We start from the raw sequence: 23,381 nt of genomic DNA, 5'->3' as shown, positions 1-23,381 counted from the left end.
AAAAGTGATCTTGTGATGGCTAAGTTATGTAAAAGTTAACAAAAAAATGAAAAAAATCTTAACGCTAGCAAGTGTATGCGCAATCGCATTGGCATCTTGTAACAAGGACAACTTGACTCCGGTAAATGGTTCAACAGCTGGATTACCATCTTTACCTCAAGCAACAGTTCCAACTGATGCTAATGGTCTAATCACTGTAACAACCCTTACTTCGGATAAAGTATGGAAAATTGATGGTGTAGCCTTTGTAAAACCAGGTACAACATTGACCATCCAACCAGGTACTTTTATTACTTCTGGTGTAACCAAAGCGTATCCAGATCAAATCACTGGTATTACACAGAACATCAAAGGTGTATTGGTTGTACCTAAGACTGCAAAATTAATCGCTAATGGCACAGCGACAGCGCCTATTGTATTTACTTCACCAAATGCAGCTGGATCACGTAATCCAGGTGATTTCGGAGGCGTTGTATTGTTGGGGTCATCAACGACAAACCAACCTGTTACCAAAAGAATTGAAGGTATTCCTCAGCCTGTAAACGTTGATGTTACGTATGGTGGTTCAGTACCTGCAGACAATTCAGGTTCGTTGAAATATGTACGTATCGAGTTTGCTGGTTACAATTTGACTGCTGACAATGAAATTAACGGTTTGACTTTGGGTGGTGTCGGTTCAGGTACTGTATTGGAAAACATCCAAGTTTCTTGGGGTAAAGATGATGCGTTCGAATTCTTTGGTGGTACCGTAAATGCGAAATATCTAGTTGCCTTATCAAATGACGATGATGATTTCGATTTTGACCATGGTTATAAAGGTACGATCCAATATGCCCTGTCCTTAAAAGATCCTAATTCAACGAATAGTACTTCAAGCGGTAGCTCAGATTCAAATGGTTTAGAATCTGATAACGAAGCAAACTCACCTTGGTCGGCTACACCTAAAACACGTCCAGTTTTGAGAAACTTTACGTTCTTGGGTATCGGCAATTCTTCATTAGCTGGTACTAAATTAAAATTTGGTAACCGTTGGAGAAGAGGTACTGAATTGGATATCGAGAGATCAATTATTGCTGGTTATGCCACAGGTGCTGCTTTCCAAGATGGTGCTACCGGCAATTTTAGCAACAATGTAGTTCAGGCTTATACTGCAGCTTTTAGTGGAACTGCTCCAGGTACGGGAAATGCAACTAATATTGGTTCAACTCCAAATAGCTATTTATTATTAGGAGGTGCTGGTATAAATCCTTTCTACACAACAACTGCTGCAGCTAGTTTTGATGTATGGAACTTGGTTCCATCTTCTACAAGTCCTGCTGCTGGCGTAAATTATAAAGGTGCATTTGACCCTGCTGCAACGACCTTGTGGACAGATAATTGGACGAAATTTACTCCAAAGACTTATTAACTATTATTTATAACATATGTGATCCTGCCCTATATTACGGCAGGATTACATTTTTTACTACATCCATTCTATGAAAAGACTATCAGCAGCTTTTATTGTTTTCCTAACATTAATCATTTCTTCTTGCCAAAAAGGGGAACATGTTGAGATATTTCAAAAATTTACTAATGTTTTTATTAAAGATCTTAGTATACTAACTGGTCCAGACAAGGGTAAATTGCTGATCGATGATCGGACGATATCTATAAGTAACAATGAGACGGTAAAAATAACTCCTGGACAAAAGAAATTTACGCTTCTCGATAGTACGGGGAATATTCTGTTTAATGACACTCTTTCTATTGGAGACAATATAGATACGTTGCAGTACGTGAAGATTACCGATGATATCCCTCCAAGTTTGATAAAAATGAAAGCAGAAAATCGGGTCGATGGAAAGATAAAAATTCGAATTGTAAATGGTAATAAAGAGTTGAACACGCTATTGGGGGGAGAGAAATTCCACTTGGTTTTCTACCACGTTGTAGAAAGGTTATCAGGGCCGCCTTCTAGAAGAAAAATTGTCTATAGTGCGACAGGAGATACAATAAAAAATATCGGAAAAACCTTGCCTGCAGATTATCAATTACTTACACTGCCGAGTGCGGATGTTCTTTTTAACTATGGTTTTTATGGTAGAGCGCAGATTTTAAAGGAAGATCTCAAGCCGCTTTTGATCAATGGTATGGAGGCTTATTACGGGTATTCTATAAACTATCATAATTATGGTGTCCTAACCTCATTTACAACCAATAATTCGGGAGCAGCCAATAGCCCTGCTGCTAATATCCCAACATATTGGGAGTTTGCAGGTTTAGAGGTTGCATTTGGCAATTAAAAAGGGATAAATTATGAAAGGCATAAACGAAATCAAACACCAGCGCTTACTGCATCTGATGATCGAGATGCAGTATAAGTTGGCATCCGATGGTGACGGGGTTCTGATCAACAAACTACAAGCTGAAGGTGAGAATTTACAAGCTTTATATCTTCGTTATTTAAAGCTACTGGATGAGGTAGGTACAGTGGTGAAAGACTATGAGCTCAAAGAACGGCAAGTCCGTTCGGGCTTATTGTCTAAGCGTATTCGCATGTTATCAAGAAGAAGTGGTAATGATTCACCTATAGCTTCTTGGATCTCTACGATCAATTCTTGCGCGTTAGCTAGCCTTTTATTCTTTTTTATTTGTCCTTTTCAAATGTTGAGAGGAGCAGAGGAAATGTCATAGGAATGGCGCGATAGCTGCTACCGAAATACGGCGAAGTAAACGTTTTTGCACTAGTACTAGCTTTTCTGTTGAGTGATTGTGTTGTCTTGTTCGCTATGATGTTCAACGCCTGTTGTAGCAATGGGTCTTTTTCATCGCCAAAGGGAAGCAAGGGCAATTGTGCAAATTCATCTGTATGGTAATGCGGGATGAGTCCACTGCTGTAATCACCAGATCCATCTCTGTTGTAAATTTTGTATACCAGCGGCATCAGCAACCAAGCACGTTGATTACCACTGACCTGGGGTGGTGAGGAAAGGGTAGTCGAAGCCATATCCTTGCCTAAGGTTTCTGTACCGATCTGAATGACCTCGATATAAGGTTTTAAACTGTTGATCAACATCTCCGAAGCAGATGCGGTGTTAGGGCCTGTGAGTACAAAGATTCGTTTTAGTTGCAGTCCGCTCCGTAGAAGCTCTTCTGCTTGAAAGCTGTAACCTTCGGGCTGCTGAGCTAAAGTAGATTGAAAGGTTTCCTCTCTGTTGCCCAATTTCTCGTTGCCCCTGAACCTGACAAATACAGAATTCGGCGCAATATCAGCAAGTGTTAATGAGCAAAAAGAGGCAAAGGCTACTTGTCCGCCAGTATTATAGCGAAGATCAAGAATCAAATCTCGCACCAGGCCAGCTTTAAGTTTTTGGATAGCCTCCAATATCGAATAACCACCGCTGAAATCAAACTGGCTTAAAAATAGGTAGCCCACATTTGTTTGCTTATGAAAGATCTGACTGGTGTAGACTACCGGCTGGGATATATAGGAAGCGGGCAGCTTCATTTTCTTCCCATTCTGTAATTGCAATTGGATAGAAGGTAGTTTCAACGCCGCTTCTAACACAGGAGCAAAATTGTATGCTTCTAAGGGTTGCGTGTTGACTTGTTGGATGGTGTCACCTCTATGTAGGCCAGCTAAGTCTGCTTCTGAAAAGGGAACTACTTGTGTCACCAATTGCATGGTCTGACCATTGTGCTGAAGCTGAGCTATATCAAACCCAAAGGTATTCGCGAGCGTATTGCCATAGGTGTCACTGTTGAGGACTTGTAGAATAGTAGAATAATGGTCGTCACGATACAATAGATTTTTGAAAAAGATATTTGGCTTGCCATCGAGTGTAACTTGATTGGGCAACTTGCTGTTCCAATAATAATATTGCTGCATTTGCTCTAGCGTCCATCGGTTGATAGCTTCATTTGAACCTGGCTCATCAGGCGGAGGATCTTTTTCACAGGATAAGAGAACCACTGAAAACAAAGCCAAAAGAATAGTTTTTGATTGACGCATTTTTTTGTTTTTGGTAGATTAAAAATACGACTTATTATACTTTAATGGATGTTATCTTTTTGTTGCTCCAATGTTTAATTGCTTTAAAATTAGGTGCTGACAAATGAAAGGGCATTGGCGGTATCTGAAAGATGGATCCATTCTCAATTGGTTATATCGTTAAGTTGTTGCGAAGTTGGGTTGTGCTTAAATCGCAATGACTGAGTGGCGCCTAGGAATGGAATGAGTAGTTATATTAAAAAGAAAAGCTGCCCCAATAAACTTGAGACAGCTTTTTTCTTCATATATCTTGAAGATGTATCGATTAATAAAGTGTAAACTCTACGCGACGGTTTTGTTGACGACCAGCAGCATTCTTATTGGATGCAATGGGTTGGTCAGGACCGTAACCTGTTGCTTCAATACGTGAAGCGTTTGCGCCCTGAGATACTAAGTAAGCTTTCACTGACTCAGCACGCTCTTTGGATAAACGCATGTTCAATTCGCGTGAACCTGTGTTGTCCGTATGACCCGCTAATTTCAAGCTAAAGTTTTTCTCAATCAACAATTCAGCAACTTTGTTCAATGTTGCATAAGAAGTAGGACGGATGGTTGATTTGCTTAAATCGAACTCTAAGTTTTTGATCGCATCAGCAACAACTTTTCGGTCTGCTTCCGTAACAACAACTTTCTCAACAACTTTAGTTTCGTTTTTCACTACAATTGGACAACCTGCACCATCTACCTGTACACCAGAAGGTGTGCCCGGACATTTGTCGTATTTGTTTGCTACACCGTCACCGTCATCATCTTTCAAATCACTGTTCAAACCATCCAATTGACTTTGTAAAGCTTGGTTTTTTGCGTTTAATGCGTCATTTTGAGCTTTTAAGTCATCGTATTTTACCGTATAATCACTTACTAGGGTCGCGACCGGGTTTGAGTTGTTCAAGGCTGGTTTGCTACCGCTACCCAAAGCAAATTCTAAACCTGCGTGTGCGTAAGTGAACAAGTCGTTTTTATCAATTTTTGGTCCGCCAGCTGGGTTAGCCAAATTGTCGAAGCGTTGATTTACCCAGTTCAGCTGATAACCCAATTCAAAATTGATACCTTTTGCAACGGCAAATTTAAAACCGAAATCAGCAGGTACAAAGATTTTTGAATAAGAATCGCCATACTCACCTCTGTTTCCGCCGGTAATTCCAGCGGTTTCGGCATTCATTACCCCCACACCGATAGATGCGTAAGGTTTGATGAAGCTATTGAAGAATCTCCAGTTGGTGTTTGCCGCCAAAAATTCTCCAGATAAAGCTACTGACCAAGGTGTTTTGGTTTCAAAACCGGTTTGCTTGTCATCAGCCGTATAGCCAGAAGTTTTGCCGCCAAAATAAGTTGCTTTCAAACCGAAGGAAGGAGAGATTTGTTTCTTGATATAAGCACTGTAACCTAAGTTCCAGTCCAGTTTATCATAACCTCCATTATTTAACTTGGCAATATTCTGCAAACTCGTTACACCGGCCCCCACACCGATTGACCAAGTCCTGTACTGTGTAGTCGGACCAAATGGAGATGTGCCTTCAATTGATGACTGCTTTGCGCTTTGTGCAAAGGATGCTGTCGAGATGATTCCTGCCGCGATTAGTAATCCTGATTTTTTAAGGCTAATTTTCATAATGTGTTCTTGTAAAATTTTCTACTATAAAATTCTTGTTAAATTAACTCATTGACTACTCTTGCAATAAATTTGCCAAAAATTATTTGGTCAATCCACTCGACCGAAAAAGTTTGGTACCTCAATTTCGAAAGCCATGTGCTTAACAATATTTTCAGTAAAAATGTTTTGAAAAAAAGTTTTCCTACTTTTTGTAATCAAAATCACATCAATATCTTCATCTCTGATAATCGTATGTATTCCGTTTGCGATGTTCTCTCGTGAACCTGCGAAATAGCTCGGCGCTTTGACAATATATGAAATGTCTTCAATGCCTGTTTCAGCAATAATCTGTTCAATCCATTTTTCGAGTTTCTGGCCTAATATATTGATTTCCAGTTCGCTTTTGTTGATGTGGATAAGCTGTAAATGAAAGTTATTTCCATACAAAGGAATCGCTTGCTTAAGCACTTCAAGCTCGCCGGGCTTAAAATTAGTCAGTAATGCAATGTTATCTTTTTTTAATTTTACGGCATTTTTTGGGATTGCCAATACGGGAATTTTTGACTCTTTAATAACGTCATAAGTGTTGCTTCCGATTAGTACAGATTCAAGTCCGGTGACTCCTTTTGTTCCCATAATCACGGTCCGATAGCTATCTTTTATCTCTTGTCTATCCAAAGATTCTGCTAAAATCCCGTTCGTAAACAGAGTAGAAATTTTTATCGAAGGATATTTTTGTAGAAGTTCAGCGACAAGTTTTTCCATGTTACGATGTGCTTCTTCTTCAGTAGGGTCTACTAAATGCTTCGCATTTGCAAATTTATTGATATGTGAAGTGAAGGAGTGAAAGAGTGTAATTTCATCATGTGTTTCCTGCGCGATCTGAGCAGCATAGTCTGCTGCGATTCGAGCATTTTCGGAAAAATCTACGGGTATTAATAATTTAGACATAGCGATATACTTAATTATGCTTTGGTAAAAAATATTGGAACTAAAGGATGGCTAAACAATGCTTTTGCCACTGATCGGGTGAAAGCACGTTCAAAAAACGATTTTCGCGAACGTGTCACCAGTAATATCTTGATCTTTTCGGCATGGATCATTTCATTGATGACCTCAGGGACGGTGTCCAGATCCTCAATATCTCCCTGTATAGAGTCGACTTCAATGGCAATGTTGGTGACGCCGATATATTTTTTGATTTTATATTTCCACACTTCCAATTTGTCTTCAATCCGGTTTTCTGAAGAATGATCATAATGTACATGCATCAGTTTTAATTCAAAATCTTTGCCCATGATATTGACAAAATCCTGAACCGTCTGCACTTCTTCTTCCTTGAAATTGGACAGTAAACCAACTTTGTCAAGTTGTTCAAATGAAACTTCTGCGGGGATGGCCAAAACGGGAATTTTTGATTTTTTACTAATGACATAGGTTGTACTGCCGATAAGTTGACTGTCATCATTTGTAATCCCTTTTGTGCCCATGATCACGAAATCAAAGCGATCAGGTGTAGCGATGTCAGATAAAGTTTCTGTGATTATGCCGCGCTCACATTGGGTCGTAACCTCAAGAGCAGCATTTCTGGATGTTATCTGCTCGGCAAGCTTCTTAATCAGAATATCAGCTTTAAATATAGGACTCTGTTTACCTGTGGAACCTGTTTCCTCCTCGAATACAGCAGAAGCTGAGGTATAATTGTGGTAAAGGTGAATGCTGTACCCCTTCTGAGTTGCCAGATCCACAGCGTAATTTACCGCATTGTTAGAATGTGCCGAAAAATCTACGGGTAGTAGAATGTTTTTTTTCATTGGAAGGAATTTTATCTGCGCTATCTTATCTTAAATTTCTATTTCGGTATAGGGTAACTATTCAAAAGAATCGTTGTTGAGACCCCTTATCCCTATCAAATGTAATAAAACAAATGCAATTGTGAATGCGTATCAGTCAAAATGTTTTTATTGTTAAACGTATTGGACCTAATTATGATGATACAAAGTTGGATAACATTTAATGCTTTTAAAATGTTGTATTTAATGTATAATTGTGATTACTGTCATCTTAAAAATAGAATAACCCTGTCCGTCTGAATCTTAAGTCCTGATCTTTTTGTTAGAAAAGTCAATTTCCTATGGAGAAGAAAGGCTGTTAAAATCGTTGAATCGAGGTTATTATCTCGTATTCTACATTGCATAACAGACCAATTTTGAGTAAGTTTGCACATATTTTTAGATAATTAAATGACAAGTAGAGAAATTCGTCAAGCCTTTTTAGACTTTTTTAAAAGCAAGGGGCATCAGATAGTACCTTCAGCACCAGTAGTTGTAAAAAATGATCCGACATTGATGTTTACCAATGCAGGGATGAACCAGTTCAAGGATTTATTCTTGGGAGAAGCACCAATTAAATTTCCGCGTGTTGCAGATACGCAGCGTTGTTTGCGTGTTTCTGGTAAGCATAATGATTTAGAGGAAGTTGGTATAGATACTTACCACCATACCTTATTCGAGATGTTAGGAAACTGGAGCTTTGGCGATTACTTCAAGAAGGAAGCTATTGCTTGGGCCTGGGAGCTATTGACCGAAGTCTATAAGCTCGACAAAGATCGTTTATATGTGACCATTTTTGAAGGTGATGCAAGTGAAGGTTTGGACAGAGACATGGAAGCATTCGATTTCTGGAAGCAGTGGATAGCCGAAGATCGTATCTTGCTTGGCAACAAAAAGGACAATTTCTGGGAAATGGGAGAGACCGGTCCTTGTGGACCTTGTTCTGAAATCCATTTTGATATGCGTAGCACGGAAGAACGTGCACAGGTTTCGGGGCAAAGTCTGGTCAATGCAGACCATCCACAGGTGATCGAAATCTGGAATTTGGTCTTTATGCAATTTAATCGCTTGAAAGATGGTTCACTTCAAACTTTACCTGCGAAACATGTGGATACAGGGATGGGCTTTGAGCGTCTTGTCAGATGTATTCAAGGCAAAACCTCAAATTATGATACAGATGTGTTTACGCCGACCATTGATTTTATTGCTGCAAAGTCGGGGATAAAATATGGCTTAGACGAAAAGAGTGATATCGCAATGCGTGTGGTATCTGATCATATCCGTGCCGTTAGTTTCGCGATAGCGGATGGACAATTGCCCTCTAACAATAAAGCGGGCTACGTAATCCGACGTATTTTACGCCGTGCTGTACGTTATGCTTATACGTTTTTGGGATTTAAAACGCCATTTATTCATGAGCTTGTTCCAGTACTGGCGGCACAATTCAGTGGTGTATTTGATGAATTGATCCAACAGCAGGATTTCGTGCAGAAAGTAATCCTGGAAGAAGAGGTTTCATTTTTAAGAACCTTGTCCACTGGTGTGCAACGTTTTGAAAATTACGTTGAAGATCATACGCTTATTAATGGTGACTTTGCGTTCGAATTATACGATACTTACGGTTTTCCGATCGATCTAACTGAATTATTAGCGCGCGAGAAAGGATTGTCTGTTGATATGGATGGTTTTAAACAGGCACTTCAGATTCAAAAGGATCGCTCCCGTGCGGCAACAGCGATAGATACCGGTGACTGGATTGTTGTTAATGATGACGAGGGCTTCGAGTTTGTAGGTTACGATACATTGACGGCAAAAACAGAAATCGTAAAATACCGTAAAGTTGTCGCAAAAAATAAGGAGCAATACCAATTGGTACTTTCGGTCAGTCCGTTTTATGCGGAAGGAGGAGGTCAGGTAGGTGATTCCGGAGAATTGATTTCGGAAGAAACCGGCGAAAAGATCTACATTACGGATACAAAAAAGGAAAATGGAATCTTCGTCCATTTTACCAATAAGTTGCCATTGGATCTGAACGGAACCTTTGTCGCCGAGGTTGACAGAACCAAACGATTGGATACGGAAAATAATCACTCCGCAACTCACCTACTGCATGCTGCACTAAAACAGGTATTAGGTACACATGTAAATCAAAAAGGTTCATTGGTCAATGCTGATATTTTACGTTTTGATATTTCTCACTTTGCAAAGATGAGTGAAGAAGAGATCAAACAGGTGGAAGATATCGTGAATGCTAAAATCCGTGAAAATATTCCATTAAAAGAAGAACGTAATATACCTTATCAGCAGGCTTTGGACTCCGGTGTCACGGCTTTGTTTGGTGAGAAATACGGTGATTTTGTTCGTGTGATTACTTTTGAAGATCAATTCTCCAAAGAGTTATGCGGGGGGACCCACGTGAAAGCAACGGGGCAGATCGGATTCTTTAAGATTGTTTCTGAATCGGCTGTTGCTGCGGGAGTACGTCGTATTGAGGCGATTACCGGGACGCGTTCAGCTGCGGTAATTCGTGAGCATTTTGAACTGGTACATCATTTAAAAGAACTCATGAACAATCCGAAGGACTTTGTGTCAGCCTTGGGTAAGATCATCGACGAAAACGGTGCACTGAAAAAGGAAATTGAGAAAAGTATTACCGAGAAATCTTTGGCGTTGAAATCAGATCTGGAAGCAAAGATCGAACAAGTTGGTGATGTCAACTTTTTATCGACTCTAGTTGATCTCCCTAATGCAGAAGCGGTAAAGACGTTAGCCTATGCTGTAAAGGGAGCTGTCAATAATTTGTTTTTGGTTATAGGAGCAGAATTCGACGGCAAACCAAGTTTAACTGTTGTTATTTCAGATGATTTAGCAAAAGAAAAAGGTTTGAATGCAAGCAATATCGTCCGTGATCTGGCAAAAGATATCCAAGGCGGCGGTGGCGGCCAACCTTTCTTTGCGACAGCGGGAGGTAAAAATTCTGCGGGATTAAAAACGGCTATTGAACGTGCGAAGGAATTTTTAAGTTAAATTTGCGTATTTAGATCGGAGACTTAGGATACTTGCTTGAATAAGTTTCAAGCTTATCGGAAGTCTCTCCGAAAATGCTATGCGATGAAACTATCCTACTTATCCAAACCGAGTGTAACGAGTTCATAAATTTGGCTGAAGAGCAATTTATGAATGAATAATAACATGGACGGGCGTAATAAATAGGATAGTTTCTACAATTAAAAAAGAAACCGAGTGCTATTAACATCTAGTTATGGATGGACTTGAAGCACTCACAAAACGATATGTAGATGAAAAAGGCAATTTTTTTAGTAGCTGGAGTGGTTGGATTGATGTTTGGTTGCCAGAATAAAGAGCAGTTTACCATCGAAGGAAATATAGAAAACCCCGGTAATATAAAAGTTATCTCCTTGTACGAAGGGGATACCAAGCTGGATTCTATGTTTTTTAGCGATAATAACAAATTTCAGTTTGTACGTCAAGCGAGTCAATCTAGGCTGTTGTCGTTACGCGTCGGCAAAAATCGTTATGATCTGATCGCTTCTCCGGGTGAGACAATTTCATTTAAGGCAGATTTGCATAAGAACGTCAATGATTATCTTGTTGAAGGATCTGAATTGTCGAAAACAATACAGCCATTTGCTAAGGAACGAAACCACCGCGATTACGTGCAAGATTCTCTTCAGGGTGTCTTTTCCAAATTAACAGCGAATTCGACTGCTGACGAAATTGAAAAACTTCGTGCAGAATATAAAGCCAAATTTGCGGATGAACTCCGTGACTATACCAGCAAGGCGGTCGATTTTTCCGCTAAGCATAATGATCTAGCTGGATTTTACGCCATCTCAACACTGGATCCTGAAGTAGCAGAGGCAGAAATAATTGCTTATGCAGATAAAATTAAAAATGAATTTACAGAAAATAGATATGTGACGCAGTTTAAGGAAGAAACCGAAAAACTGAAGAAAATGGCTATTGGTCAACCGGCACCGGAACTGACCTCCTTTACGCCTACTAACAAAGAAGTAAAGCTGTCCAGTTTCAAAGGGAAATATACTTTAGTGGACTTTTGGGCTTCTTGGTGTATGCCCTGCCGTCAGGAAAATCCGAACCTCGTCAAGTTGTATAATGCTTATCATACCAAAGGTTTTGATATTCTATCTGTTTCATTTGACGACAATCCCGGTTCGTGGATGCGGGCTATTGCAGACGATAGACTTACGTGGACACATGTGTCTGACTTGAAAGCTTGGACGTCACCGGTCGTAATAGATTATCGTGTCAAGGCATTGCCAACATCTTATATCCTCGATCCCAACGGTATTATCGTTGCAAAGAACTTGCGTGGCGAAGAGCTGGCAGATTTTCTGAAGAAAACAATTAAGTAATCAATGTGTTATTGTTAATTGAAATATTACTTAATGATTTGGTAACATTAGATTAACCGATTGTTATCATTTTGTTCATATTTTAGCAAAAAAATAAGACAAATGAGTTCTTCGAAACAAAAGATTTTAATTGTTGATGACGAAAAGGATATCTTGGATTTAATTGCATTCAACTTAAATCGTGAAGGTTATCAGGTCTCTACAGCGCAAAATGGGGAAGAGGCAATACAGGTTGCCAAACAAGTAAACCCAGATCTGATCATCTTGGATGTGATGATGCCCAAGATGGACGGTATTGAAGCTTGTCGCATCATGCGCGCGATGCCTGAATTCAAAAATACCTTTATGGTATTTTTGACTGCCAGAAGTGAAGAATATTCGGAAATTGCCGGATTTCATGTTGGAGCGGATGATTATATTGCCAAGCCAATTAAGCCCCGTGCGCTGATGAGCCGCATCAATGCGATATTGAGAAGAAATGCGTCGGAGGAGTCTGATTCTTCTGTACAGGACAAAATCGAGATCGCAGATCTGGTGATAGACAGAGATTCGTTCTTAGTCTACAAAGGAGAGCAAAAGATTGTGCTTGCCAAAAAAGAGTTTGAATTACTCTACTTGCTGGCATCCAAACCCAATAAAGTTTTCACTAGAGAACAAATCCTAAAAAGTATCTGGGAGGACTCGGTGGTTGTCACCAATCGTACGATAGATGTGCATATTCGTAAGCTTCGTGAAAAAATAGGCGACGATTATGTGACCACTGTAAAAGGAGTGGGTTACAAATTTGATAAAGAATAAAAGAAGAGACTTAGGTCTCTTTTTTGTTTTAGGGATAAGGATGAGTTTTATCTGCTTTTTATCGTCTTATTTGGGCAACTCTTTGAACAGATAACTTGATATCACGGCAACAAATCTTTACTTTTGACAGATACCAAAGTAAAGAGATCAACATGTCATCTATTCTTATAAAATCTGCGCAACTTGTTAACGAAGGTAAAGTTGAGGCTGCTGATGTATACATCAGCAATGGTCGAATCGAAATGATCGCACAGGAGATTAATCATCCTGCGGATCAGGAAATCAATGCTGAGGGACTGCACTTGTTTCCGGGATTAATTGACGATCAGGTTCACTTTAGGGAGCCCGGATTAACTTATAAAGCAGATATATGGCATGAAAGTCGCGCTGCGGTTGCAGGTGGTACTACCTCTTTTATGGAGATGCCGAATACGGTTCCCAATACCTTGACGCAGGAATTGCTTCAGGATAAATATAATATAGCAGGAAAGAATGCATTAGCCAATTATTCATTCTTTATGGGAGCAGCTAACGATAATTTAGAAGAGGTTTTGAAAACCAATCCGCGTGATGTCTGCGGTATAAAGGTGTTTATGGGTTCATCCACTGGAAATATGCTGGTGGATAATGAGAAAGCATTGGAAGGTATTTTTGCCAACGCTCCCACATTAATTGCCACACACTGTGAGGACGAGGCAACGATAAAGGCCAATCTGGCAGCATTCAAGGAAAAATACGGTGAGGACGGATTGAAGATCGAGATGCATCCGTTGATCCGCTCTGCGGAAGCTTGCTACCTGTCTTCATCCAAGGCTGTGGAACTGGCTAAAAAACATGATACAAGATTACATATTTTACATATATCGACAGCAAAGGAGATTGCGCTATTTCGGAATGATATTCCACTAAAGGACAAGAAAATCACAGCCGAAGCTTGCATCCATCATCTTTGGTTTTCTGATCAGGATTACACGACAAAGGGAAATTTTATTAAGTGGAATCCGGCTGTTAAGACGGCCAATGATCGTGATCATATTCTTAAAGCGGTATTGGATGGACATATTGATGTCATAGCGACAGATCACGCGCCGCATACGATCGAAGAAAAAATGCAGCCTTACGCCACAGCTCCGAGTGGTGGCCCCTTGGTTCAACATGCTTTACAAGCTTTATTGGATATGGTCAAAGCGGGTAAAATGACCTTAGAACAATTGGTTCAGAAGTCAGCACATAATACCGCAACATTGTTTCAGGTCGAAGATCGCGGTTATATCCGAGAGGGTTATTGGGCGGATCTTGTGCTTGTGGACCTAAATAAACCATATACCGTTTCCAAAGAAAATATCCTTTCTAAATGCGGATGGTCACCATTTGAAGGACACACATTTAGTTCAACGATCGAACATACCATTGTATCGGGTAAAGTCGCATTTTCTAAAGGACAGATTATTGAGAAAGGTGCCGGAGAGCGTCTATTGTTCAATAGATAAGTTAGCGTAATATGGAGAAAAGGGCTTTTATAAAATCAATTGCTTTGGGCGCATTGGCTATTCCGGTGTTGGGAGCTGGGCGTTCTACAGCAATCGCTGGGGAGCTAGCAGAGCCAGCTACTTTGCTGGCAAAGAAGCTACAGCTCGGGGATACGATCGGATTGATCACTCCCGCAGGTGTATTGGACGATGAGGAATCAATTATTATCGCTCGCGAGATCTTTGAAACATTGGGTTTTAAAGTAAAAGAGGGAAAACATATCCGTAGCCGTTATGGCAACTTAGCCGGGACAGATCAGGAGCGTATTGCCGATATACATGATATGTTTGCTGATAAGGCTGTTAAAGCAATAGTTTGTGTAAGGGGAGGCTCGGGAACTTCCCGTCTCTTGGACAGACTTGATTATAAGATGATCGCCCAAAATCCTAAAATTTTGTTGGGCTATTCAGATATAACGGCATTAATTCTAGCGTTGTATGCGAAAACAGGACTTGTTACTTTCCACGGTGCGGTCGGTATAAGCACATGGACGAAGAAGCTTGCCGATGCATTTAATGCGCAATTTGTAGCGAATAAACCTGCGGTATTTGAAAACCCTAAATCAAAAGGGGACAATATTGTACAGACTAAAGACCGGATTACCACAATTTCTCCGGGTACTGTCGATGGCGTACTGCTCGGTGGAAATTTGACCGTATTGACGGGGTTGTGTGGTTCGCCTTATCTACCCGACTTTAAAGAAAAGATACTTTTTATTGAGGAGGTGGATGAAGATATGGAACGCGTTGACCGCATGTTTTGCCAATTAAAAAATGCAGGAATATTAGCTGTGATCAAAGGTTTTATTTTTGGGAAATGTACCAATTGTAAGCCGTCGGGAGGCTATGGCTCTGTGACATTGGATCAGCTATTCAATGATTATATCAAGCCCTTAAAGGTGCCTGCTTATAGCGGAGCTGTCATTGGGCATATTGCGGAGCAATTTATCCTTCCGGTAGGTGCAAAGGTGAGAATGGATGCATCGCAGGGAACGATTACCTTACTTGAAGCCGCCTTAAACGACTAAGATGAATTTAGTAAAAGAAGATTTTCTCAAAGCCTTTTCTTTATATGAAGAAAAGGCTTTGCAGCATAGACGATTTAAATACGCTGATATCTTGCCACTTTTGCAAGGAATAGAGGCCAGTAAACAATTTACCGTTGAAGAGATTGGACAGTCAGTGGAGGATCGTTCGATTTTTAGATTGAAATATGGGCAAGGACCGATAAAGGTTTTGTTATGGTCGCAGATGCATGGGGACGAACCTACGGCAACAATGGCGCTATTTGATCTGTTTAATTTCTTAAATGGGGAGGCGGACGGCTTTGATGCCTTGCGAAAGGAGATGGGGAATAAACTGAGCTTATACTTTATTCCGATGCTGAACCCTGACGGTGCTGAGCGTTATCAGCGGCGGACTGCCATGGATGTGGATATGAACCGGGATGCGCGTGCGCTTGCAACGGTGGAGGGCAGCCTTTTAAAAGCACAGGCGAGGCTACTTAAGCCAGACTTTGCTTTTAATCTCCATAATCAGAATAATTACTACAATATTCCAGGCAGCGCCACTCCGGTAACAATTTCCTTGTTGGCACCAGCATACGATTATGCGAGAAGTGTGAATACAGTTCGGGCAGATGCTATGCGGCTTATCGTTGGAATAAACAAGATTTTACAGGAGTTTATACCGAATGCTGTCGCGAAATATGATGATGAACATACCCCACGTGGTTTTGGAGACAATTTTCAAAAATGGGGGGCGCGTACCATTCTGATTGAATCAGGAGCCTACGCCGGTGACCCTGAAAAACTGGAAGTTCGAAAATATAATTTCATTGCGCTTTTACACGCCTTTCAGGAAATCGCTTCGGGATCCTATTTAGTACATGATATTGCAGATTACAACGCAATTCCTTTTAATGACGAAAAGCTGCATGATGTTTTGATTCGAAACTTATCCATCAAAAAAAATGGTAAAAGGATGTTGGTGGATGTGGCTATTCGACAAAATGAAAAAACTGTGGCGGGTGACTATTACGTAGAAGGTGTGATTGAGGATATCGGTGACTTTCAGGATTTCTACGGATATACTGATATTGATGTCGCAGGACTCCAATTTATTCCCGCAAAAATGTATACCGACCAGGTCTTTTCACTGGCGGAATTAACCTTACCTATTGTGATTGAGTTGTTGAAACAGGGGTATGGGGCGTTACAGATTTCTGATAGGGACGAAGGTACGCAGCTGCATGATTTTCCGATTCAGGTGCTGAATGGTGCCAATTTTGTTGCTGATACCTGTCTGAGATTAGGGGGTGGCGCTGATTTTTTTATTGGGTCCGAAAAGGAGATACAATATGCAGTGATAAATGGTTATTTAATCAATTTTACGCAATCGATTGATAATAAATCAAAAAATGTAGTGAAATAATACTGTTTTATCGCTTGAAATAATATTAAGCCCATAATTCTATGGGCTTTTTTGTTTGTTTTTGTCTTTTTTATGCCTCGTTTGGAATTAATTAAAATACAACAAAGATTTTACATTAAATTCTAATTAATATATATTTGGCGCTAGAATCTACGAAGCAAGAGAAACTAACTTAAAACCATCCCACTAATTATGTCAGAAAAAACAAAATTATTTTTCGCATTGACTTTAGTAGCGTCAAGTGGATTTGCATTCGATGTACATGCTACGCTGAATACTGCAAATACAATTGAGTACAAAGTTGCGCAACAAGAGATTACTGGCCAGGTCAGCGATAAGGACGGGCCAATTGTAGGAGCTTCCGTCAGTGTCAAAGGATCTGCGATAGCGACCTATACCGATCAGCAAGGGCGTTTCAAATTAAGTAAGCTGAATCCCGGAGCGATTATCGTTGTATCCTACGTAGGCTATGGATCTAAGGAATTGAAATATGAAGGCCAATCAAACCTGTCTATTTCTTTAGATGCCACATCAACTGATTTGGATGAAGTCATGGTCGTAGCCTATGGTACGGCAAAAAAATCAACCTTTACAGGATCTGCGACCGTAGTTAAAAAAGAGCAGCTGGAAAAAATAGGCGGATCGGGGTTTGCTGAAACCCTTCAAGGAATGAGCCCAGGGGTCAATGTAACCAACAATGAAGGTAATCCGGGCGGTGATTCTCGTATTCAGATCCGCGGGATCAGTTCCATGAGCGGTTCATCCAATCCATTATATGTGGTGGATGGCATGCCATACGATGGCCAGCTAACATCTATTGCCCCTTCCGACATCGAATCCATTACAGTGTTGAAAGATGCGGCAGCTTCTTCCTTGTACGGATCCAGAGCGGCCAATGGTGTTATTGTGATCACCACTAAGAAAGGTAAAAGTTCCAAACCTACCCTGAACTTTAAGTCTACCTGGGGAACCTCGGATAATGCTGTTGGCAATCCGACAAAAGCCACACCCGAAGAACAACTGTTGAACACTTGGGAGGGCATGTATAATGACCAGTTTTACCGTTATAACAGAACTTCGAAAGAGGCGGGGGATTGGGCGTCTGCCAATGTACTTGGTAAGCTACTGAAAAAAAGCAGCGCCGGTGTTTACGTATCTCCATTTAAAGACATCAATGAAAATTATGTACTTCATGATGGAAATGGGAACGCTTATATCAACCCTAAATTGGAAAAGATCTGGAATGAGTCTGACTATGACTATTATGGTGCTGTATTCTCCCGCAAATTGCGACAAGAGTATAATTTAGATGTGAGCGGTACCGCTGGCGATGGCAAAACCAATTATTTTCTGTCTTCGAACTATTTGGATGACAAGGGATATGCTATGACTCAATATTTTAAACGTTATGGTTTTAGGGCTAATGTAACATCGCAGGTAACTGATTGGTTGCAGCTCGGAGGGAATATGTCGTTCTCTTCATCTAAACAGAATCTTTCCGGAGCTAGTAGAGCCTTAGATTTTAGTACAACATTGACATCCCCTTGGTTACGTAATGCTGACAATACAGATTGGGTTTATTCTGAAAAGACTGGCCGCCGTATGTTTGACTATGGTACTTATGGCAATAACTTTTTTGGTATCCACGTGTTGAACAATGGCGGTGACTACTGGGATAATCCGAACGACGAAGGATTTACCAATAACCAGCACAACATGATATCAGCCCGTTACTTTGCTGGAATTAAATTACCCTACAATTTAAACTTTAAGTCTAGCATTAGCATAGATAATAATGTTTATAAAGAATTTACGTATGGTTCTGCTGTGCATGGGCCTGGACAACAGGCACCTTACGGAACAAGTGTTCTAACAAGCGGGGGAAGCGCGGGGCGTAAAAACGATGAAAAACGTTCCGTTACATTCAACAATATATTGAGTTGGGAGCAGAATTTCGGAGAACATCATCTATCTGTGTTGGCGGGTCAGGAATCGTATACTAGAAATACTGTTGGTGATAATGGTTACGGCGAAGGTATTATGCAGCTTGGGCAATATGAGTTGACTTCGACAACGACCAACTGGTCCGTGGGTTCGTATAAAGATCGCTATGCCTTATTATCGTATTTGGCTAAAGTGGATTACAATTATAATGACAAGTATTTTGCTTCTGTTTCTTTCCGTCGGGATGGATCCTCTCGTTTTCACCCCGATAATCGCTGGGGAAATTTCTTGTCCGGTGGACTTTCCTGGAAAATTTCCAAAGAGAATTTCTTAAAAGAGGCGACTTGGTTGGATAATTTATCGTTCCGTAGCAGTTATGGTACTACCGGAAATGACCGGTTGATCCGACGTAATGCGCAAGGTGTGGCAACTGATGAGATTCTTTATGGCTACCAGGCATATTATAGTGCTGATAATCTTTATGGATTACCAGGTTTAAAACCTAATACTGTCGCAGCACCTGATCTGCAATGGGAAAAAAACAAGCAGTTTAATATCGCTGCTGATTTTGCTTTCTTAAAGCGTTTTTATGGAACAATAGAATATTATTCAAGAAATTCTTCTGATCTTCTTTTTTACAAAGAATTTCCCATTTCGGCGCAGGCTGGAAATGCAATTGGACAGAATATTAACCTTGGTAATCTGAGAAACAGTGGTTTTGAATTCTCGTTTGGTGCAGATGTTTTCCGAAAAGATAATTTTAATTGGAAGATAGATGCAAATCTATCCACTCTAAAAAATGAAATTACCTATTTGCCGGGCGGAGCTTTTACATTCAACAACCGCGGTGCCGGTTATCGTTTAGAGGAAGGGCATTCATTGTATGATTTCTATATGGTCAAAAATGCAGGTGTCAATCCGGATAACGGCAATATGCAATATTGGGTGAAAGATGATAAGGGGGGCTGGAAGATTTCCGAAGACTATGTTGGTGAGGTCACATCCGATGATTATCAATGGATTGGGTCAGCTCTGCCAAAAGTATATGGTTCACTGACCAATAGTTTCAAATTGCATGGGTTGGATTTCTCGTTTATGTTCTATTATTCACTTGGTGGAAAAATGTATGATTACTCCTATTCTGAGCGTAGTACACTCCGCGGTGGGGTGGGAGTAACCCAGGATTTAGTCCAGGACCGTTGGCGTAAACCCGGTGATCATGCCTTGCTGCCAAAATGGTCGGATGACAATTATGCTTCGACACGCAGAGCTTCTGATTTTTATATTTTCAACAACGATTATTTACGTTTGCGGAATATCACACTGGGTTATTCCATTCCGAAAAACACCTTACAAAGGCTGGGATTATCCAATGTCCGGTTTTTTGTTTCAGCGGATAATTTATTGACTTTTGGTTCTGCCAAAAATCGGTATACCGAACCAGAAACAGGTTTGTCGGGTAATAACTATAATGGCAATGCGGATACGGATAATGGTCGGCAAGGGGCGAGAAGAATCTATACTGGTGGCTTGCAGGTTACATTCTAAGGATAAATTAAATCGAGGAAAATTATAGGAACCGGCCATCTGACTGACGTATAGATCAAATGAAATCGGTGTATACAGGATGAAAAGGTTACTTGTATAAAAAATATATTAATGAAAAAGATATTCAAAACCATACACTTTACAATTTTGGCTTCTTCATTGCTTTTTATGGGGAGCTGTAAGGACTTTTTGGATGCCAATACCTCCGTCGATACCGAAGAGGGAATGGCTTTATCCAGTGCAGGGCAGTTACAAATGGTGCTGACCTCTGCTTATCGACAATTATATTTTAATGACCAGGGCGCAGACCGTGTTTATGCGGGGTTACCGGGATTGCAAATGTATGTGGATCTAGGTGGAGCAGATATTGTTAGTCATACCAACATGGGCGGTAATCAGGTTGATACGTATAAATATGAGGCAGTAAGGACGCAGACTACAGGTACTTCGGACGCAATTTGGTCAATGATGTATAAAATTATCAATCAGACCAATAAAATTATTCAGGCTGTACCGGCGGCACAGGGGGATAATGCGATTAAAAACCAGATTTTAGGACAAGCTAAAGCTATTCGGGGAATCTGCTACTTTCACCTAATCCAGAACTATCAACAAACTTATATGATCGCCAAAGAAAAGAAAGGGGTGATATTACGTCTGGATCCGAAGGAGGACCTTAACTTACCCAGAGCTACCGTGCAACAGGTCTATGATCAAATCCTGGCTGACCTTGGTGAAGCGAAATCATTGTTAAAAGGATTTGACCGTCCGGATAAATGGACAATTAATGAGGATATTGTATCCGGCCAACTGGCACGAGTCTATTTGGTGATGAATAATTGGCGGGGCGCCTTGACTGAAGCCTCAACGGTTTATAATAAATATAGCCAACTCATGACACGGGATCAGTACCGTAGCGGTTTTGATGATGCGATCACCAATGCTTATCCAGAAGTGGTTTGGGCGATGAAGTTTACGGCTACTAATAATTTGGGAGGTGGCACGCAGTTTAATTTTTGGTACAACCAAGATGAAAAATATGGCGAAGGGTATACAGATGGACCGATTTATGCCTTCTTGGATTTTTTTGCGGATGGGCAGTATGAAAAATTGTTTGAAAAGACAGAAGACCGTTACCAATTCTGGAAACGCACCAAAAATGCAAACAAAGAATGGTCTACTAAATGGGCTTACGATAAATACAAGCATTATGGTGATGCCAATGGTGCGGTGCAAGGAAATACACGACCAGAGGTTACACTGATGCGCGGCTCAGAGATGCTCTTAATTATGGCAGAGGCAGCTGCCCACTTAAATAACGGCATGGGGCTTACTTATTTGAACCGCCTACAGACTGCCAGGGGTGTGAAAAATCTGACTAAGATAGCTGCCGGAGAGCCTCTTTTGGAAGCAATTTATGTTGAACGACGCAAAGAATTACTTTGTGAGGGCGTGACAGGATTATATGATCTGCTTCGCTTACAAAAGCCTTTGCAGCGTATTCAGGAAACGCCTACCTATGTGGAGGGACATTATACTTGGGGTATGACCAACTTGGATGGGTATGATCCGAAGAGTGCAAATCCGACAGGGACATTACCGTCTAATGATTACCGCTTTATCTGCCAGATTCCACAGTTAGAAATGACAAGAAATACTCAGCTAAAGGAAAGTGATCAAAATCCGTTTAAAGGACAGTAATTCCAAGACGCATTTACAATCAAAAACAGCACCCCGCCTCGGGGTGCTGTTTTTTTAGAGCTAATCTATTACATCTAGTATCCGGGGTTCTGCTGCTCCTTCAACGTTGGATTGGCATTGATTTCCGATTGAGGGATTGGCAGGATATACTTTTCAAAAGTTCGGTCAATTTCCTTAGGACGGGTTTTGATCGTCAATCCCTGAAAGTCATCATTGAATGTGATTTTCTTATTGAGCCGGATCATATCCCAGTATCGATGCCCTTCACCAAACAACTCTTTGCTCTTTTCATTAAGGATGGCATCTTCGTTGACCGTGGCCGAAGAGAATGCAGGACGGTTCGGAGAGCGTTTACTGATAGCATTTAATAATTCTGCCGATTTTGCGGGATCTGCGCTTGGCTTTTTTAAAGCAGCCTCCGCAGCGATAAGGTAAATTTCAGAAAGCCTGATTACTTTGATATTCACAGCTGTATTATTTGTGTTTCCTTTGTCCCCAAGTGAATTTAGTGGTAAGGAGGTATTGGTATTTACACTACCTAGATTTTTATAAACGGCTCCCATACGTGTTGCCGAACTTTCGTCTCTTCCCAAAATTGCCCAACGCACATCACTGTTGTCCTCTTTCATGCGATTGAGATAATAATCACTTGCGTAGAACATTCCACCCTGTCCACCTGTTCTCCGCATCAGGTAATAACCCAGGCTTGCTGTACCCAAGTCAGCTTCACCTTCGTTAATACCAAGTTCATAGATAGATTCTGTGCCATACATGCTCGCCCAAGAAGACGTCCATTTCTCATTCTCATACAATTTATAGGTACCACTGGTGATGATCTCATTTGCTTTTGAATAGGCATTTTCATAGTCCGCCATTGTCAGATAAACCCTGCTTTGTATGGCTAAGTTCGCATAATAATTGATATACCCATTGTCAATAGCTTTATTTGCTCCAAGTAGCTCCTGGCCGGTTTTGAGATCTTTTAAAATCTGGGTGTAGACTTCTTCTACAGTTGCTCTGGCTGGTTTACTGTTATAGGATGCCGGACTGATAACAATGGGAACCCCCCGAGAAGCTTTATCCTGTGTATATGATTTTCCATATAAACGAACGAGGTCAAAATAAAATAATGCCCGTAAAGTAAGTAACTGTCCCTGTGCATTTGCATATTGCGCTTTGGAATCCATAGCCACTTGGTCAATTTTTTCCAATACGTCATTTGTCTGGGCAATACAATAATAAATCTGTGACCAGAAACCCGAAAAGTTATTTGTTTCTGCATCTTGATTAAATGAATACAGTTGATCAAGCCCTCTTCCTTGGGAATAAACCGTTAGATCGCCCCCTTTGACCTCGCCATATAGTTCAAAGTTTCGACCGTAATAACTTGATGAAGCGATCAGTCTGCTTAATCCGTTTATTCTATTGCGGGCATCATTGGCGCCATTAAGTGCTGTCCCTGCATCAATGGAATTGCCCGGTTCAACGTCTAGAAAATCCTTGCAGCTGCTGAAGGACGTTACCAGAGCTGCGGCTATAATAGATATTTTAAATATTTTCATTTCTTAAAAG

16 protein-coding genes are annotated in these 23,381 nt (G+C 40.6%); 11 read left to right on the top strand and 5 right to left on the bottom strand.

Features of this window, described 5'->3' with window-relative positions:
* The first annotated feature begins 46 nt into the window (after positions 1-46).
* The 3 genes from G6053_RS21560 to G6053_RS21550 all read left to right on the top strand — a co-directional run bounded on the left by G6053_RS21560 (position 47) and on the right by G6053_RS21550 (position 2,676).
* Positions 47-1,408, top strand: coding sequence for a hypothetical protein (locus tag G6053_RS21560; protein WP_165308430.1), 1,362 nt, complete (start codon positions 47-49; stop codon positions 1,406-1,408).
* Between the two features lie 70 nt (positions 1,409-1,478).
* Positions 1,479-2,285 (top strand): hypothetical protein, encoded by an 807-nt coding sequence (locus G6053_RS21555; protein ID WP_165308429.1) that lies wholly within the window; start codon positions 1,479-1,481, stop codon positions 2,283-2,285.
* Between the two features lie 13 nt (positions 2,286-2,298).
* On the top strand, positions 2,299-2,676 hold the full coding sequence (locus G6053_RS21550) for a hypothetical protein (RefSeq protein WP_165308428.1): 378 nt from the start codon (positions 2,299-2,301) through the stop codon (positions 2,674-2,676).
* Here G6053_RS21550 and G6053_RS21545 read toward each other — a convergent pair.
* From G6053_RS21545 to G6053_RS21530, 4 genes are all read right to left on the bottom strand, one after another.
* Positions 2,630-3,994, bottom strand: a complete 1,365-nt coding sequence (locus G6053_RS21545) for a S41 family peptidase (protein WP_165308427.1) — start codon at positions 3,992-3,994, stop codon at positions 2,630-2,632. The genes G6053_RS21550 and G6053_RS21545 overlap by 47 nt on opposite strands.
* Before the next feature lie 304 nt (positions 3,995-4,298).
* The gene (locus G6053_RS21540; RefSeq protein WP_165308426.1) at positions 4,299-5,645 is read right to left on the bottom strand and encodes an OmpA family protein; all 1,347 of its coding nucleotides are present in this window, start codon (positions 5,643-5,645) and stop codon (positions 4,299-4,301) included.
* 90 nt (positions 5,646-5,735) lie between these two features.
* The gene (locus G6053_RS21535; RefSeq protein ID WP_165308425.1) at positions 5,736-6,578 is read right to left on the bottom strand and encodes a universal stress protein; all 843 of its coding nucleotides are present in this window, start codon (positions 6,576-6,578) and stop codon (positions 5,736-5,738) included.
* A gap of 14 nt (positions 6,579-6,592) precedes the next feature.
* Positions 6,593-7,441: a universal stress protein gene (locus G6053_RS21530; protein ID WP_108635759.1), complete on the bottom strand. Its 849-nt coding sequence runs from the start codon at positions 7,439-7,441 to the stop codon at positions 6,593-6,595.
* Positions 7,442-7,870: 429 nt separating this feature from the next.
* On the opposite strand from G6053_RS21530, the gene alaS reads away from it, so the two are divergent.
* The 8 genes from alaS (at position 7,871) to G6053_RS21490 (ending at position 21,809) form a co-directional block, all read left to right on the top strand.
* A complete protein-coding gene (gene alaS / locus G6053_RS21525) occupies positions 7,871-10,486 on the top strand; it encodes an alanine--tRNA ligase (RefSeq protein ID WP_165308424.1) in 2,616 nt (871 codons plus the stop codon).
* Between the two features lie 272 nt (positions 10,487-10,758).
* Positions 10,759-11,856 (top strand): TlpA disulfide reductase family protein, encoded by a 1,098-nt coding sequence (locus G6053_RS21520; protein WP_165308423.1) that lies wholly within the window; start codon positions 10,759-10,761, stop codon positions 11,854-11,856.
* Between the two features lie 102 nt (positions 11,857-11,958).
* A complete protein-coding gene (locus G6053_RS21515; protein WP_108635762.1) occupies positions 11,959-12,654 on the top strand; it encodes a response regulator transcription factor in 696 nt (231 codons plus the stop codon).
* Between the two features lie 152 nt (positions 12,655-12,806).
* Positions 12,807-14,144: a dihydroorotase gene (locus G6053_RS21510; protein WP_165308422.1), complete on the top strand. Its 1,338-nt coding sequence runs from the start codon at positions 12,807-12,809 to the stop codon at positions 14,142-14,144.
* 11 nt (positions 14,145-14,155) lie between these two features.
* The gene (locus G6053_RS21505; RefSeq protein ID WP_165308421.1) at positions 14,156-15,211 is read left to right on the top strand and encodes an LD-carboxypeptidase; all 1,056 of its coding nucleotides are present in this window, start codon (positions 14,156-14,158) and stop codon (positions 15,209-15,211) included.
* A gap of 1 nt (position 15,212) precedes the next feature.
* Positions 15,213-16,616 carry a M14 family zinc carboxypeptidase gene (locus G6053_RS21500; protein ID WP_165308420.1) on the top strand — a complete coding sequence of 468 codons (1,404 nt, stop codon included), beginning with the start codon at positions 15,213-15,215 and terminating at the stop codon, positions 16,614-16,616.
* A 192-nt stretch (positions 16,617-16,808) separates the two neighbouring features.
* Positions 16,809-20,108, top strand: coding sequence for a SusC/RagA family TonB-linked outer membrane protein (locus G6053_RS21495; protein WP_165308418.1), 3,300 nt, complete (start codon positions 16,809-16,811; stop codon positions 20,106-20,108).
* A gap of 111 nt (positions 20,109-20,219) precedes the next feature.
* Positions 20,220-21,809, top strand: a complete 1,590-nt coding sequence (locus G6053_RS21490) for a RagB/SusD family nutrient uptake outer membrane protein (RefSeq protein ID WP_165308417.1) — start codon at positions 20,220-20,222, stop codon at positions 21,807-21,809.
* A gap of 74 nt (positions 21,810-21,883) precedes the next feature.
* On the opposite strand, the gene G6053_RS21485 is transcribed toward G6053_RS21490, so the two are convergent.
* Positions 21,884-23,371 carry a RagB/SusD family nutrient uptake outer membrane protein gene (locus tag G6053_RS21485; protein WP_165308416.1) on the bottom strand — a complete coding sequence of 496 codons (1,488 nt, stop codon included), beginning with the start codon at positions 23,369-23,371 and terminating at the stop codon, positions 21,884-21,886.
* Positions 23,372-23,381: the final 10 nt, after the last annotated feature.

It is taken from the genome of Sphingobacterium sp. DR205 (assembly GCF_011064245.1).
In the GTDB taxonomy this organism is placed as follows: Bacteria; Bacteroidota; Bacteroidia; order Sphingobacteriales; family Sphingobacteriaceae; genus Sphingobacterium; species Sphingobacterium athyrii.
Note: the sequence above shows the minus strand (reverse complement) of the source record. Positions and strands in the feature narration are given on the sequence as shown.